At 57.2% G+C, this 16,512-nt stretch carries 10 protein-coding genes; 3 read left to right on the plus strand and 7 right to left on the minus strand.

What is annotated here, in order from left to right; all coding sequences use genetic code 11:
* Window positions 1-68: 68 nt before the first annotated feature.
* The 7 genes from hmsP to bcsR form a co-directional block, all read right to left on the minus strand.
* A complete protein-coding gene (gene hmsP, locus HMPREF0201_RS20705; protein WP_039899468.1) occupies window positions 69-2,054 on the minus strand; it encodes a biofilm formation regulator HmsP in 1,986 nt (661 codons plus the stop codon).
* A 201-nt stretch (window positions 2,055-2,255) separates the two neighbouring features.
* Window positions 2,256-5,756, minus strand: coding sequence for a cellulose synthase complex outer membrane protein BcsC (gene bcsC, locus HMPREF0201_RS20710; protein WP_016538726.1), 3,501 nt, complete (start codon window positions 5,754-5,756; stop codon window positions 2,256-2,258).
* Window positions 5,738-6,844: a cellulose synthase complex periplasmic endoglucanase BcsZ gene (bcsZ, locus tag HMPREF0201_RS20715; RefSeq protein WP_039898949.1), complete on the minus strand. Its 1,107-nt coding sequence runs from the start codon at window positions 6,842-6,844 to the stop codon at window positions 5,738-5,740. The genes bcsC and bcsZ overlap by 19 nt, the downstream gene beginning before the upstream one ends.
* Before the next feature lie 5 nt (window positions 6,845-6,849).
* Window positions 6,850-9,243 (minus strand): cellulose biosynthesis cyclic di-GMP-binding regulatory protein BcsB, encoded by a 2,394-nt coding sequence (gene bcsB / locus HMPREF0201_RS20720; RefSeq protein ID WP_016538728.1) that lies wholly within the window; start codon window positions 9,241-9,243, stop codon window positions 6,850-6,852.
* Between the two features lie 16 nt (window positions 9,244-9,259).
* Window positions 9,260-11,857 carry a UDP-forming cellulose synthase catalytic subunit gene (gene bcsA, locus HMPREF0201_RS20725; RefSeq protein ID WP_016538729.1) on the minus strand — a complete coding sequence of 866 codons (2,598 nt, stop codon included), beginning with the start codon at window positions 11,855-11,857 and terminating at the stop codon, window positions 9,260-9,262.
* Window positions 11,854-12,588: a cellulose biosynthesis protein BcsQ gene (bcsQ, locus tag HMPREF0201_RS20730; protein ID WP_016538730.1), complete on the minus strand. Its 735-nt coding sequence runs from the start codon at window positions 12,586-12,588 to the stop codon at window positions 11,854-11,856. Before bcsQ ends, bcsA begins: the two co-directional genes overlap by 4 nt.
* A gap of 12 nt (window positions 12,589-12,600) precedes the next feature.
* The gene (gene bcsR / locus HMPREF0201_RS20735; RefSeq protein WP_039898950.1) at window positions 12,601-12,786 is read right to left on the minus strand and encodes a cellulose biosynthesis protein BcsR; all 186 of its coding nucleotides are present in this window, start codon (window positions 12,784-12,786) and stop codon (window positions 12,601-12,603) included.
* A gap of 176 nt (window positions 12,787-12,962) precedes the next feature.
* On the opposite strand from bcsR, the gene bcsE reads away from it, so the two are divergent.
* The 3 genes from bcsE to bcsG are packed head-to-tail and all read left to right on the plus strand — an operon-like array spanning window position 12,963 to window position 16,382.
* The gene (gene bcsE, locus HMPREF0201_RS20740) at window positions 12,963-14,525 is read left to right on the plus strand and encodes a cellulose biosynthesis protein BcsE (protein WP_016538732.1); all 1,563 of its coding nucleotides are present in this window, start codon (window positions 12,963-12,965) and stop codon (window positions 14,523-14,525) included.
* Window positions 14,525-14,716, plus strand: a complete 192-nt coding sequence (gene bcsF, locus HMPREF0201_RS20745; protein WP_244878537.1) for a cellulose biosynthesis protein BcsF — start codon at window positions 14,525-14,527, stop codon at window positions 14,714-14,716. Before bcsE ends, bcsF begins: the two co-directional genes overlap by 1 nt.
* Window positions 14,709-16,382: a cellulose biosynthesis protein BcsG gene (bcsG, locus tag HMPREF0201_RS20750; protein WP_016538734.1), complete on the plus strand. Its 1,674-nt coding sequence runs from the start codon at window positions 14,709-14,711 to the stop codon at window positions 16,380-16,382. Before bcsF ends, bcsG begins: the two co-directional genes overlap by 8 nt.
* The last annotated feature ends 130 nt before the right edge of the window (window positions 16,383-16,512 follow it).

A 16,512-nucleotide genomic window follows, 5' to 3' on the forward strand; every position in this document is an offset into this window, starting at 1 on the left:
AACGGAGTTGTTAAAAATTTGAGCTGAACCGCTACAGCTCGTAACATTTGTAACTATTGTTTTTACAATCAGGCGGCCAGGAACTCGTTTTCAAACTGTTCAAGCGTGCGGGCTTTAGCAAACAGGTAACCCTGGGCAAGGGTCACGCCGTGCTCCAGTAGCCAGTCGCGCTGGGCGGCTTGCTCCACGCCTTCGGCAACCACTTTCAGCTCCAGCGCTTTAGCCATGGCGATAATCACGCCGACCATCGCATTGTCCTCAGGCAGCCCATCAACAAAGCTTTTATCAATTTTCAGCACGTCTATCGGCAGCGCTTTCATATGGTGCAGATGGCGCAGGCTGGCGTAGCCCATGCCGAAGTCGTCCAGGGCAATACGCACCCCGGCCTGGCGCAGCGGCCGCAGGATATTCACCGCCGCCTGAGGGTCGTCTATGCGGCGGCTTTCCGTCACTTCAAGAATCAACGTACCCGGCTGAATACGGTAGCGGCTGAGCAACTCCAGCAGCGAAGGCACCATCTCTTCGTGCAGCAATTGTAGCGCCGAAAGATTGACTGACAGCGGCAGCGTGATGCCGCGGCTTTGCCAGGCCGCCAGCGTGCGGCACGACTCCTCAAGAATCCAACTGCCGACGGTAATCATCAGGCCGCAGGCCTCAATACGCTCGATAAGCCCGTCCGGCAGGCTCCAGCTTCCATCGGGCTGGCGCTGGCGGAGCAGCACTTCCGCGCTGACGACCGAGCCGTCCCGCATATCTACCTGCGGCTGGAGCCAGACGGCAAAGTTATGCTTTTCCAGCGCGTTAAGAATGTCGTGTTCTTCGGTCAGGCGGCGCTGGGCTTTTTCCATCTGCTCCGGGTCAAAGAACTGGATCTGGTTTTTACCGTGGCGGCGGGCCGACAGCGTTGCCGATGCGGCACGGCGGTATAGCTGCTCGGCGCTGAGGCCCGCTTTAAACATCGCGATGCCGATGCTGGCAGTCGGCTTAAGCTGAATGGCCTGTACCGGCAACCGCTCGTTCAGCGTCTCCATAACCTGCTGTGCCAGCGTCATGGCGTACCACGGGTCGCTGGTGCCGTAAGCCAGTAGCGCAAAATCATTGCTGCTTAACTGGGCCAGCACGGTATGGGCGGGCAATACTGCCTTAATTTTCTCCACCAGCGTCAGCAGCAGCATTTCCCGCTGCTCTTCATTGAGCACCCCGGCAGCATCCTGCAACGTCTCGCTGGCGATAAGCATCAGCGCTCCGTGCTTTTCATTCGCCACCATCTGTTCAAGCAGCGCCATCAGCAGCGCTTTATTCGGCAGGTCGGTCAGCGGGTTGCGGGTGCTGAGGGTGTTCATCTGCTCCTGCAAACGCTGGGTTATCTGCTGGTTGCGGTTATAGCTGCGCACCAGCATGCCGATTTCATCGTCATGGTGCAGCGGCGGCAGCGCCAGCTGGTGCTCCCCTGCCTGCTGAGGGTTAAGCCCATCAAGCTCGCGGCTAATTTTACGGATTGGGTGCACAACCAGCCGGTTAATACACCAGCTAATCGCCACGGTGAGGATCAGCGCCAGCAGCAAATAGGTGGTTAACAGCGTGGAGATAGTGCTGATGATGATGCGATACATGCGCCAGGAATCGGCCTGTAACACCAGGTAGGCCAGCGGCTGCGGGTTAGCCGGTCGTTCAAGCGAATAGAGCGGCAGGGATATCTGCACCGGCAGCTCAAACACCCGGGCGATAAGCATCGGGATTTGGTGCTCCGGTATAAAGCTCAGGCGCAGCGCCTGGAACTGATTCGGCAGCACCACGTCCGCCCGGCTGATAATGCCCGAAGGCTGAATTTGATGCAGGATGGCTTCGGCCTGCGGAATATCGGCACGCAGGATTGCGTCGGACAGCGGAAGACGCACGGAGTGGGCGATTTTCTCCATCTGCATGGCGGTGTCGTACCGACTTTGCTGAACGAAATGGAACAGCTGAATGACGATAAAAATGAAAATAAAGACCAGGGCCACGGCCGACACCATAGCCATCTGTTTTATCGTTAAGGAACGACTGACTCGCAAGCTGACTCTCCGATATTGCTTAACCCACGCCACGCCCGGCATCAGGATATTCTTATGCCCGCAGAGTATACTGCATTGTCACAGGTTTTAATCCTGGCGGCAGGATAATCGGGTAATTCTGCTTTTACCGGCAAAACCGGCTGAGTTTCGTCCGAATTAGCAGGCGACAAGAGCAATCCCGCCACCTTCATAAGCCGTTAATCAGAAGTCCGCATAAGGCACCAGCGGCTGCGGCGGCATATCCATATCACCCTGCCATCCCCCCATTGAATAGCGAACAAAAATCAGCGCATGGCTTGGGGTGTAATCCTTGGCCTGTTGAATATCAAACCCGGCACCGATTGACCAGTGCGAGCTGATACGGCGCTCCACCAGCGCCCTGGCGGTGTAGCCAAAGCCGTTGCTGCTGCTGGCGGCGAAAGGCTCGTTGCGATCCGGGTAGCCCACGGGGTTGCCTCTGGGCAAAGGACTTAGATCGTTCGGCACTAAATCAGGGAGAGGGTAGCGTCGGCCCGCATTACTGTGGGAATAAGACCACGAGCCGGAAGCGCCCAACTCCCAGGACCAGTTCTCCGTACGCTTGCGCCAAATTACCGGCACGGCAAACGAGAGGTATTTTTGCGGACTGTAATAGCCGCCCTGGCCGAGGAAATAGTCGCTGAGATCTTTTTCGTAGTGCCAGACCATATTGGTGAGGCCAACGGTCAGGCGCTGGTTATTCTCATTGATAAGCTTGTAGTAATAACCCGTCATCCAGCGTACACGCCAGTTATCGGCAACGTTTTTACCGGTCAGCGAGTCCGCGCTCAGGCTCGACCACACGCCGTTCGCTTCACCTTTATCGTAGCTGAGGCTAAGCCCGCCCCCCGTGGCACGCACGCCGCCCCATACGGTATTGGTATTCGGATCGCGCTGCCCGCCGAAAGAGAGCAGCGAGCTGGAGATGGGCCGCCGGTGAGCATTAACGGTGTAGCCAAACGGGCCGAGATCGTTGCTGTAGCTAATGCCGCCGACAACATCAACAACGTCAAAACCTAGCGGCGTAGTGCCGATATCCGTTTGCCAGGTGTTATTTTTCCAGCCCACCGCCAGGCTTGCGCCGTTGGCGCTCTGGTTGGTGTTACCGTGGCAGGTATGTTCGTTACAGGTCCCCCAGCGCTCATGGTAGCCCGCGCCGCCATCTTTAAACGACCCGGCATCCATGTTTACCATATCGGTACGGAACCACATTCGCCCGTCGCTTAGCGGAGCATCAACTTCCAGCATCGTAGTATGTGCTTTCAGGTCAGAGTAGCCCGGCGTACCGCTGGATCCCCAGTATTCATGGTCGAGGGTAACGTTCACATCTTGCTGACGATAAAGGTCAGCGGCATCGCTACGCACCCCGCGCTTCAGCCAGTCGTCTTTCTCATCGTTGCGGGTCAGGCGGGTAAAACTGTCGTTATCCGTCGGGCGTTTGTCGGTAACGCCCGATGCAACCATCGCATCTTTATAGGTTTCCAGCGCCTGCTGTGGCTGGCCGTTCGCGGCCTGGAAGCCTGCGGCATCACGCATCACCAGCGCACTTTCCATGGAAGGCGGCTGCCGTTTAGCACTTGCCAGAATAGGCGCAAAGGTTTTTTCAGCCCTGCTATTGTCGCCAAGCGCGGCCCACGCGTTGGCTGCCCGCCGTTGGGTATTGATTGTCGGTGCTTCTGCCGTCGGAACCTGCTCCAGTTTCGCCAGCTGCGCACGGGCCTGAACATTATCGCCATTGGCAATCAGCACCTCGGTTAGCCCGAGCAGGGCATCATCGTTTGCCGGAGAGCGCTGCAACACTTTTTGATACTGATTTTTAGCCTCAGCGCGGTCACCGCGCTCTGCTGCCCAGTCTGCCAGAGTCAGGTCTACGCGGTCGGAAACCGGCTGCTGGCGTAGCAACGCGATAGCTTCTGGCTCTTTGCCGCCATCCCGCAGGCGATTCGCCGTTTGCATCACCTCGTTGAACCGCAACCGGCTCGCCAGCTCCTGGATATTGTCGTTCCACTGCGCTTTTGGCAGCGTATCGAGATGGCTGAGCGCCGCCGCATCATTATCATTTCCGGACAGATAAAGCCCGTAGGCATAAACCTGTTCAGGATCGTCCGGCTTACGCTGAGCAAGCCCGCGCATCAGGCCATCGGCCTCGCTATGCTGCCCCGCAGAATAAAGATCGTTTGCCAGGCGATAAGTTATCCACACGCTGTCCGGATCCATTTGCAAACGCTGACGCTGCACCTGCGCGGCCCTCGCCCACTGCCCCTGGCTTTCCAGCGCGCTGGCCTGCTGTTCAAGGCGCTCGCCCGTAATACTGCGCTCAATATCATCGATACTGCGGCGCTGGCTGGCCGACAGGCTTTGAATATAGGCCGTAGCCCGCTCCGGGGACTGGCGGCGGTAGACATTAGCCAGACCGCGAACCGCGTTGCTGTTGCCGCGATCCATCCGCAGAGCCTGCTGGTAATAGCGTTCGGCGCTGGCGTCATCTTTTTTGGCGACGGCCACATCGCCAAAGCCCAGCACCGCATAGCTGTCGGTGTTATCAACCGACTGCGCCTGCTGGTATTTGAGGCGTGCTGCATCAGGATTATTAGCCTTCAGCAGGGCGTCCCCCTGCTCGATAAGCAGCCAGTAACGGTTGGTTTTTAGCAGGCTGTCCCACTTGCCGCGATTGTCGCTGTCAGGGTCCATCTGAATGGCTTTCTGGAACTGCTGTACCGCCAGGGCGCGGTTGCCCTGCTGGGAATAAGCCTGCCCGAGCGCGCCCACAACCTCGCTGTCGTTTTGCTTAGCACTTAACGCCTCTTTCAGCTGCCCGATAGTTTTACTCCCACCGCCGCTGCTTACCCCCGCCAGCCCCTGGGCGCGGGCGCGGAATGCAGGGTCAGCCAGCTGTTTTTCCTGCTGCTCGAGCCGCGCACGGGCGGTGGTCACCGTATCTCCATCGCTAAAAACGGTCAGGAAGCGCTGCAGGGCGGCAACGCTTATCGGCCCTGCGGGAAGGCTGTCTATTTGGTTGTACCAAAGCGTCGCGGCATCTTCACGGCTGATATCAGACTTCGCCATCTGCTCCAGAATTTGATACGCCTCGGCGCTGCGGCCGTTGGCAAACATCAGCCGCGCAAGGCTTCCCCGAAGCTCGGCGTTGCCCGGCGCTGCCGCATCCAGCGCTTTTAACTTATCAATGGCCTGATTAACGCCGCCGGGCCGCCTGGCCATCAGCGTCCAGTATTCAATCGCCAGGTCGCCAGCCGGAGGGTTGCCGTTAAACAACTTTTCGTAAGCCGCGATAGCTTCATCGGTATGCCCGCTGGTCGCCAGCAAACGCGCCTGCTGTAGCTGCTGGCGGCCTTCTGCACCGGTCAGCATCATGGTGGTTTGCGACTGTTTGTATTCGTCGGAGTCCGGCGCCTGCTTTGCCAGCCGGTCGAGCAGTTTTTTCGCTCCGGCGTTGTCACCCTGGCGCAGCAGGTAGCGCATACGGGCGGCAATAACGTCCGGGTCGTCAGGCGCCATCAGCTCCAGCCGGTAAAGCGACTGGCGCACAATATCTTCGCGCTTGCTGGCCTCGCCAAGCCGCACCTGCTCAAGTAGCTGCTGCTGAGGCGTCAACGCGGCCTGGGCCGCCGGTGTCAGCGCTATGCCCAGCGAGAGGGCGACAAAACTTAATGAGAACCTGCGCATACCTGCCCCCAGCCTGGGAGTAATTCACCCAGAGAATTAAAGCGAAAACGTTTTTGATCCCATCCCTGACCAAAGAGCGTTAAGACGAAGCTGTAGTAGGCATCCGCCTGCGGAAAGTTATCGTTTACCCGCTGGCGCTGGACCTCACGCGCATTGCCGTCCTGTAAAAAGGGCAGCATGGCGGCAGAGAACCCAACCGGCCCGTTGCCCCGGGCAATGCCGCTTTGCACATCAACTTTTTCCGGCGGCACGCCCTGCCTCGTCGTAAGGTCGGCCATCGGCTGGAACCGTTTGAGCAGCAGTGCCTTGTGCGGATCGTTATCGGCCATCATGCCGACCCAGAGATACACGCGAATAGCGTTATAGCTGCCGTAGCGGCTGTCATCTTCATTAAACTGCCAGCCTTTACCCTGTTGCCAGCTGGCCCAGTCTGGCGAAAAGCCTTTGGGGGCCGTTTCCAGAAGCAAACGCTGGTTTGCGGCTCTCATGGCGGGCCATGGCCCTTCATAGCGAACAACGCGTTGCAACACCTGCGGCGGAAGGTAGCTTGGGTTCAGCCGCCATGCAGGGGCATGATTAAAGCCGACTTTACCGGGCAACAGCGTAAAACCGAGCCCCGGGATTTTGACCACTTCCTCTTTGGCGACGCGTTTGAGCAACTGCTCGCCGAGGCGGATATAATCGGGCTTTTTCCACAGCCTTCCGGCCTCCAGCAGGCTCCAGACTATCCACATATCGGCATCCGAGGCAGAGTTGCTGTCCAGCACCGTCCATTCACCCTTTTCATTCTTTCCCCACAGCCAGGCGGGAAGATGGGCTTTCAGCGCCCCTTCTGCGAGGTTGTTCTCGGTCCAGCGCAATAGCCTGTCGAACATGTCAGGATCGTTGGCGACCAGGGCAAAAAACAGCGCATAGCTTTGCCCCTCGGAGGTGGTGATTTTGCGCTCGTCGCTCGGGTCGATAACCCTTCCCTGGTCACTGATATAGTTCTGCCTGAACTGTTCCCAGGCGGGCCAGTTACAGGCCGCCCGCCCGCTGACGGCTATCAACATCAGCCCGGCCATTAGCAGCGCAGACCTTAATCTCATGGCAATTACTCGTCTTCCGGGTCGATACGGCGGCGGCTAAGAATACGCAGCACTCGCCACAGCACCCAGGCCAGCAGCACCACGCTTATTGCCGCGAAAATCGCCAGCAGAACCGGGTGGTTAGACAGCGCGTACCAGATACGCTCGAACCACGGCAAATGGCCGACATAGTAAATATCACCTACACGAAGGCTATTCACCCCGGACTCGCGGATCACCGCAACCGAGCCCGAAATTGCCGCTCGCTTACCGCTGTCATTTAACGCGCCGTTCAACAACTCATAACCACGCGGGCTATCAGCCAGCAGAGCAAGAACGCTGCGCTGGTCGTTATACGGTGACTGGAATCCAACAATAGCGGCCATCGGGCCGGCGGAGGATACCGTGGTCTGTATATCGGCCACGCGATCGTTCGGGTCAGAAACCGCACTCAGCAGAGGCGACTGGCGAACCGGCGTTTTCACCCAGCTCTGCGCCGCCTCGACCAGCAGATCGATGCGTTTATCATCCTTCAGGCCCGGCGGAATAGAGCCGATTATCATGATATCGGCATCTTTGCCCTGAATAGCGCTGCCGTCATCGGTCAAATCGACATTCAGCGCCGGAAGCCCGGTCTGGGAGCCAAGGGTGCCGAGCGTATCCAGCAGGGCGGTCATCTGCGCCGGTTCAGGCGTTTTGCCTACGACCACGATAGTTTGAGACAGATCGGCCATGCGGCTGAACGGGAAGCCCGCATTAGCAAACGAGCGCAGGTCCGGCATCGCGATAAAGTGGTGGTAGTTGGAGAAATCGATGGTCGACTCGTCCTCAACCACAACGTGGTTCTGCACCGGCTGGAAGGTAATACAGTTCTCAATTGAGCCACCCGGCATCGGGTTCATGTACGAGAAGTCAAAGCGCAGCTGATTGGCGGCACCCAGGCGCAAAGCCGGGATCGCCACATCGGTTTTGCCGTCCAGCAGCCCCTGTAACACCGGCAGGCGCAGCAGCAGCTTGTTATTTTCTTCGTTCGGCGTCAGGTTGAACGATTGCAGGAACTGGTTGTTCAGGCTGATGTCCATGCGCGAGCTGTCCTTCATCGCCGGTGCGGTATAGCGATATTTCAGGTTCAGATCGATACCGTTGCTGCGCAGCAGATAGAGATCCGGCGGCAGATTCATCGTGATGTTAATAGCGGCAGGTTCAAGCCCGCTGGACTGAAGCTGCTCCTGGTAGGTTTTTAGCTCACCGAGGGTAATAGGCCGGTCGGTTCGTACCCAGTTTGGCGCGTCGTATGGCTGGCGCGGCAGCAGCGGCTTCACGTCGTCAACGGTGACGCTGCTGCTCCGGAACAGAATATTCCCTTGAGCGATACCTTTGGCCGCCTGGATCAGGTCCTTATCATCGCGGCCAAAGACCACCAGCAACTTGATATACGGGTTGCCCGGATGGTTAATCATTTCAACGGTTGGCGCTTTCACCGGCGGGTGGTCACGCAGGAAGTCGGGCCGCTTGTCGTTGGTGGCAAACACGATGCCGTTGCTGTCCGGCAGCTGGTTATACAATACCGGGAAGCTCTGGCCCCGCCAGGCGGTGCGGGAGCCAAACCATGAGGCCACAATCCCGGCGGCACGCTGCTGCTCTATATCCGGGCTGGCGGCGAAAACAAAAGGCAGGGTCAGCGGGCGGTCGTCGCGCGGGTCAAAGAAGGGTATCGGGAAGTGCGACAGATCGTTTTGCACCTCCAGCCGCTGGTAGGTCAGCGCCAGAGAGCTGCTGCGCCCGACGTCCATCCACAATGTGGTGCTGGCCGGGTTTTCACAGATATCGCGATAATGACCGACAAACTCCAGCCGCACGCGGTTAAAGTCGGTGATGTAGAGCGGGTTAATCGGCACCTGGGCGAAAGTTTTCTTGCCCAGTTGCTCTTTGGTCACAGGCAGAACGCCCATCAGCTCGTCGTTAAGATAAACCTTCAGCTGCGACTGCACGGGCAGCAGCGCCGGAGAAGGCGTGTACTCAAGGTTCAGAAGGGCTTTGGACACCACCTCATCGCTGCGCATGCCGAACTCGACCGAGCCGGTCGGGTTGACGCCGCGTAGCACCATACTTCCCGGCGGCGGCGCGATTTGTGCGAAATTCAGTTTTACATCGCGCGAAGGGATGTTTTCGGCGACGATCGGCGCATTTGCTCCGGTCACGCCCGGCAGCACTTGCCCCACCTGAGCCGCAGCATCCGGCGGAGTAGCCGGTATTAGCGCCTCCGTCTGAGCAGGCGCAGGCGTCACCGCCGCCTGGTTTGCCGTAGCCACCGTCGGCACCGTTGGGGTCGGCGTCGCATCAGCCGCATTCACCGCTGTAACAGGCAGGGCGCTCATGCCTACCGCCGCTGCGCAAAACCAGGATATTTTTCTTTTCATCGCGTTTTCATCAAAGTTAGGCCATTGCAGTTTTTGCCGGTTTAGCGACCGGGTTGTGCGGAATAAATGACACAACCCAGTCCACCAGCGCGGTGATGGCGTGGAAAATAAATTTCAAAGACGGCGGGGCAAACTCCGCCAGATGGCGGTAGCCCCGGAAGCCAAGTTTGAGAATATCCAGCAGGCTTTCCAGCGGCTTATCCTCGGGGAAACTGTCCTGCCACAGCGCCCATGTATCGGCCCTGGCAAAAGTACACTGGATAAAATCAATATGTTGCCGGGTCGTCATCTGAGCCAGCTGCAGGCCGACTTCATCCCCAAACACGCGGACCACCTGCGCCGGGAAGAAATATTCCTGCGCGCCACGCTTCAGCAGCAGGTTGATCTTCTGCCCTTCCAGCACCTGAGCAGGCCCATGAATTTTGATCCCCACGCCGCCGTCGGAGTAGTCATGAACCGTACACGGGAACAGGTGCCCGTCTTCACGGGCAAGCGCCGCAGGCATGGCTATTTCAACGCGGTGCGCCCGCCTGACCTGCTTGCTCTCAACTGAAACCGCCACCGCGCCGCCAAGGATTATCAGGTTGTAGAACACCCACAGCAGGCTGACGACCACCGTTAGCGCTTCATTTTCAGGGCCGTAGAAGAAACGCCACGCGCCCACAACCACGCCGAGCAGGTTTATCAGAACCAGCATCAGATACGGCCTGGTGATGACCCAATCCACATACTCGTTCTCGACCAGACCGCCTTTTGCGGTAACGTTGAACTTGCCTTTATGCGGGTTAAACAGCGCCACCAGGGTCGGCTGGGCGATGTACCACGCCAGCACCGTTTCGTAGATTTCACTCCAGAAAGAATGGCGGTATTTGCCCTGAATTTTCGAGTTGGTCAGGCTGGCGTGGATCATGTGCGGCAGCACAAACAGGGCAATCATGATCGCCGGGGCATAAATGATGTAGGCGTGGAACAGCAGAAACGCCAGAGGTGCGGTCAGGAAGATGAGCCGCGGCACCCCGGAGAGGAAATGGAACATGGCGTTGGCGTAGCAGAGCCGCTGGGCGAACTTCAGCCCTTTGCCGAAGAACGGATTATCCAGGCGGAAGATTTGCGTCATGCCCCGCGCCCAGCGAATACGCTGCCCAATATGCGCCGAGAGGCTTTCCGTCGCCAGGCCCGCCGCCTGCGGGATGCGCAGATAGGCAGAGGTATAACCCCGGCGATGCAGGCGCAGAGAAGTGTGGGCATCTTCGGTAACCGTTTCGACCGCAATCCCACCAATTTCATCCAGCGGCCCGCGGCGTATAACGGCGCAGGAGCCGCAGAAGAAGGTGGCGTCCCACATATCATTTCCGTCCTGCACCAGGCCATAAAACAGCGTGCCTTCATTAGGCGTTTTGCGAAAACGCCCGAGGTTGCGTTCAAACGGATCCGGGGAGAAGAAGTGGTGCGGGGTCTGCATCATCGCCAGCTGTTTCTCTTTGAAGAACCAGCCCATGGTCAGTTGCAGGAACGAGCGTGTCGGCACATGGTCGCAGTCAAAAATCGCCACAAAGTCGCCTTTGGCGTGCTTCAGGGCGTTATTAATATTCCCGGCTTTAGCATGTTCATGAGTGGTACGGGCGATGTAGTTCACCCCGACCATATCGGCAAACTGCTTAAACTCGTCCCGACCGCCGTCGTCCAGGATCCAGATATTGAGCTTGTCCTTCGGCCAGTCGATACCCATCGAGGCATAAATCGTGCCCTTCACGACGTGCAAGTCTTCGTTATAGGTCGGGACAAAGATATCCACCACCGGCCAGGTGTTGATATCTTTCGGCATCGGCACGGGCTGGCGGTTAAGCGGCCAGACAACCTGGAAATAGCCCATCACCAGCACCAGCCAGGCATAGGTTTCGGCGAACAGCAGGACAAGGCCAAACACCAGGCTGACAGGATCGTTCCAGTTCAGGGTCGAGGTGTAGCGCCACCAGATGTAGCGACAGGAGACGGTGAGCGACAGCACTATCAGCATCAGGGCAGAGAAGCGCCCCGGCAGGCGACGCACCAGCAGGGCCACGCCCCACAGCAGCATCAGGAAGATAAATTGCGCCAGCGGGTTAAACGGCTGGGTAATACACAACAGCGCCAGAACGGAGGAGAACACGACGATAACGCCGAGAATAATGCGTCGGGCGGTATCGCTGATATGCCCCAGCTCTTTCTCATCTTCGAGGTGCTGAGTCTTCTGGCTAAAGCTTTCCGGGAGTTTATCAAGCCAGCCGTGCCAGCTCTCGCGCCATGCCTGCATACGGCCGAATGAGCGCAGGCGTGGGCGCCCAATCCGCCGCTGAGAAAACAGCAGCAGCCAGGCGCTTTGAATACCGTAGCGCAGGAAGTCCAGCGGGCGCGGTTTATTGGGGTTGATGTGGGGATAAAGCCTGTGGTGTTCGTCGCGGACGCGGCTCCAGCGCTCTCCCTCCAGCGGCAACAGGCACCAGGCCACAATCAGCCACAGGCAGCCAAGCGCGGCGCTAAACGGAGGAGCGCCGTTGCGGCGAAAAGTGAGATAGCGTTCCCCCAGCCGCTGGCTGGCAGCGGGGAGCAACAGCCACGACGCTATGCTGCTCATATATCCTTCCCAGGCAGATTCAGCAGGCACCAGTTGGCGAGCGTCATCATCTCTTCGGCGATGAGCGAGTCCGGGCGGTATTCCCCCAGAGGCTGTTTCACCGCCGCGCTTTCGGCCATCGCCTCATCGCGGTGAAGAATAATCGGGATCATCGCGCGCTGGCTTTGCAGCCAGAGTTGATAGATATCGTCCTGGAGCTGGCTGGCGACCAGCAAATAGTTCACCAGCAAATGCGCGCCCTGAGGCAGGGCTTGCTGGTGTAAACGGGTATGGCAGTTGGAGTCAGGCTTGGCTACCGTCAGCACGCTGTCCGTTTCGCTAAGCAGCTGGCGCGTCAGGGCTTCAAACCCGTGCGGCAGGTCTACCAGAATCCACCGGTAGCGCTGGCTTTCTTTCAGGTCGGCAAGGTAATGGCTGAACTGGCCCAATGCGGTTTCTACCGAGGAGAAGGTCTCACGCTCCGCCGGACTAAGCTTGCCAAACGGCAGCACGTCCAGATGGCTGGTATAGCGCCACGCGCTTTTACGCCAGTCCTGATTATCCAGCATGGCGCGCGCCCAGCCCTGAGGGTTGGCGAAATCAATATTAAAAAACAGGCGCAGCAGGTTATCCGGCGAGGTATCAATCACCAGCACCGTCTCCCCAAGCTGCTGCAATGACCAGCCCAGCGCCGCAGTGATAGAGGTGGTTCCTACTCCACCGCGCAACCCCTGTAACCCAATGACCGCCATCAGGCACACTCCCTATTGTTGCGTTAACTCCGCCAGCAGCGGCCAGCGCTTAATTGCCGCCGCCAGTTGCTCTCGCTGAGAGATATCTGTGTAATCTATTTCAGGTATCGAAAAAGCTTTGCTTAGCGCCAGAAAATCATTCTGGAAGGCATACACAAGTTTACCCTCCTGAACATCATCAGTTTCATTCTCGGACATTACCCCTACCATCCTCAGGCAAATCATTGTTATCAACAATTAAAGACAAAGATGCAGAAAATGCAGTGTGATTTACAATACTAAAGCGGGTGAGATTTATTTTTAAGGGTAGATTTATTTCTCAACGTGCGCTAGTAAATTGACATGTATACTAAATTTATACCCAGGTGAAAGTCATGGAACCCATATTCTCGCTTGGCATTACATCTTTGTGGGACGAATTAAGCCACATGCCGACCGGTGGAGTCTGGTGGCTTGATGTGGGGCGCAGAGATGACGCCATCACCCTGATTAATCAAACCATTTCAAAGCAAAAAGAGCAGGATAACATTGCGGTTATTACGATGGGAGAAAAGCCCAAAAAGATAATAAAACTGGACGCACTTCACGGCCCCAAAAAAATTGATCTTTTTTCCATGCCAAATTCTTATAATGGTCTAAACTGCATGCCCCAGGATTTAATGTGTAGCGTTAATCCGAAAAATTATTTATTTATCCTGTTGAGTTCAGATAATGTCTGGGAAAATATACCCAGCGCCTCTTTGCTTCGCTGGATTCATTCTATTGGGCGATGGACAAAGCGCCACAATTGCAGCCTGCTGTTTGTGAATGTTGGAAATAATATCGACAAACAGTTTTCGTTATTAATTAACGAACACCGCAGCCTGTCCGGCCTTGCCAGCCTGCGGGCGCAAACGGACATTCACCGCTATGACGTTGCCTTCTGGTGCAACGAAAAAGGGGTGACCGCCGATCAACAGCTCGATGTACAGTGGCATAAGCAAAGCTGGCAGGTGGTGGAAAACGTTGAAAATACGCCTCAGCCCCGCAGCGATGAAAAGCGGGTGATGAGCCATATTGCCGTGCTGGAAGGCGCACCCGCCCTGTCCGAAAACTGGCAGCTGTTTGAAAATAACGAGCAGCTGTTTGAAGCGGCGAGAAGCGCCCAGGCGGCGACAATCATTTTTTCCCTGACGCAAAACAGCCAAATAAACAGCATTGCCCGGCAAATCCACGCCCTGCGCCGCCAGCGAGGTAGCGCGCTGAAGCTTATCGTACGTGAAAATCATGCCAGCCTGCGCGCCACGGACGAACGCCTGATGCTCGGCTGCGGGGCTACGCTTATCATTCCGTGGAACGCGCCGCTCTCCCGCTGCCTGACGATGATAGAAAGCATTCAGGGCGTTAAATTTACCCGCCACGTACCGGAAGAAATTGGCGTGCTCATCGACCAGATGCAGCCGTTAAAACTGCGCGGCTACCAGCCCTGGGAAACGTTCTGCAACGGCATAGCGGCATTGATGAATAACTCGCTGCTGCCCCAGGACGGTAAGGGCGTAATGGTTGCCCTGCGCCCGGTACCGGGGCTACGCGTTGAACAGGCGCTTACGCTGTGCCGCCCAAACCGCATGGGCGATATCGTCACGCTCGGCGAAAACCGGCTGGTGCTGTTCCTTTCGTTCTGCCGTATTAACGATCTCGATACCGCCCTGAACCATATCTTCCCGCTGCCGGTTAACGATATCTTCACCAACCGCATGGTGTGGTACGAAGACGGCCAGATAGCCGCGGAGGTGTTACAGATGCAGGCCATGCGCCCGGAAAAATGGGCTAAACCTCTTGCCGCAACCCTCAACCAAAATGCCGTGCCTCAGGTAAGCCGCGAGGGCCACGGCTGGCGCCGCCAGCCCACCGCAATCACCCTGCTTGATGATACCTCCGGGGAGCAAACATCATGATGAATATCACCGACATCATTCAGCTGGTTGTGCTTTGCGCGATTATCTTTATCCCGCTGGGCTACACCGCCCACCGCTGGCTTCCCCGGCTGAGCAATTCAGTACGGTTAATGTTTCTAAAACCACGCTACGTCAAACCGGCCGGAACGCTGCGCCGGGCTTCAGTCAAGGCAGACCACCAACATGACTAATCACGCTCAAACGGCAAAACAGCTCGCATCTTTCCGGCAATACTGGCGCGGGCTGGGCGGCTGGAACTACTACTTTCTGCTGAAATTTGGGCTGCTGTGGACCGGCTATCTCAATTTTCACCCGCTGGCGAACCTGGTCTTTCTCGCCTTTTTACTGTTCCCGCTGCCGCCGATTAACCTCCACAAGCTGCGTAACTGGATAGCGCTGCCCATCGGTATCGGGCTGTTCTGGCACGATACCTGGCTGCCCGGCCCCGACAGCATTATTAGCCAGGGATCGCAGGTCGCCGGTTTTAGCTTTGCCTATCTCGTTGACCTGGTTACCCGGTTTATTAACTGGCAGATGATAGGTGCCGCCTTTGTGCTGCTGGTTGCCTGGCTTTTTGTCTCACAATGGCTGCGCGTGACGGTATTTGTGGTCGCAATTCTGGTTTGGCTTAACCTGTTAACCGTGGCCGGGCCAGCTATCTCCCTGCTGCCTTCCGCCGCACAAACTACTGCTTCGGTTAATACCGGCGCACCGGCAGCTTCCGGTGCGGCTCCGGCTCCGGTGCCCGGCGACATTCCGGCACAGACCGCCCCTCCCACCAGCGATAACATTACCGCCTGGCTGAACAGTTTTTATGCCGGCGAAGCCAAACGGCAGACCAAATTCCCGGACGCGCTGCCCGCGGACGCTCAGCCTTTTGAGCTGCTGATAATCAATATCTGCTCGCTTTCATGGTCGGACATTGAAGCGGTCGGCCTGGATTCACACCCTCTGTGGAAACACTTCGATATTCTTTTCAAAAACTTTAACTCGGCCACCTCCTACAGCGGCCCGGCGGCTATTCGCCTGCTGCGTGCCAGCTGCGGCCAGTCTTCTCATAAAGGGCTTTACGAGCCTGCCGGTAATCAGTGCTATCTGTTTGATGATCTTGCCCGTCTGGGCTTTAAACAGCAGCTGATAATGGATCATAACGGCGTGTTCGGTGATTTCCTGAAAGAAGTCCGTGAGTACGGCGGCGTTCAGGTTCCGCTGATGGACCAGGGCGGGCTGCCGAGCGGGCTGCTCGCCTTCGATGGCTCACAAATTTATGACGACACGGCGGTGCTACATCGTTGGTTGCAGGGCGAACAGAACGACGGCGCTAACCCGCGTACCGCCACCTTCTATAATCTGGTGCCGCTGCACGATGGCAACCATTATCCGGGCAATAGCAAAACCGCCGACTATAAAGCCAGGGCGCAAAAGCTGTTTGACGAGCTGGACTCGTTCCTGACCGAGCTTGAAAAGTCGGACCGCAAAGTGATGGTAGTGATTGTGCCAGAGCACGGCGCGGCGCTGAAAGGCGATAAAATGCAGGTCTCCGGCCTGCGTGACATCCCGAGCCCGGACATCACCCACGTTCCGGCAGGCGTAAAATTTGTTGGGATGAAGGCTCCGCATCAGGGAGAGGCTATCGAAATCAGCCAGCCGAGCAGTTATCTGGCCATTTCGGAGCTGGTTTCCCGTTCGGTTGACGGCAAAAATTTCGTGGCAGACCAGGTGGACTGGAATGCGTTAACCGGCAACCTGCCGCAAACCGCGCCGGTCTCTGAAAACGCCACGGCGGTGGTGCTGAAATACCAGGATAAGCCGTATGTTCGGCTCAGCGGCGGCGACTGGGTGCCTTATCCGCAGTAATTTTTACGCGACGTTATCATCAACAAAACCGGCACTCTGTTGCCGGTTTTTTTATCAGCTTATATCTGCATCTCCAGAAAATAAATGCGATTTAGCACAATAGTTTGCGAGCCTGGTTCCTGAATTAAAA

The organism is Cedecea davisae DSM 4568, from assembly GCF_000412335.2.
GTDB classification, from domain to species: Bacteria; Pseudomonadota; Gammaproteobacteria; order Enterobacterales; family Enterobacteriaceae; genus Cedecea; species Cedecea davisae.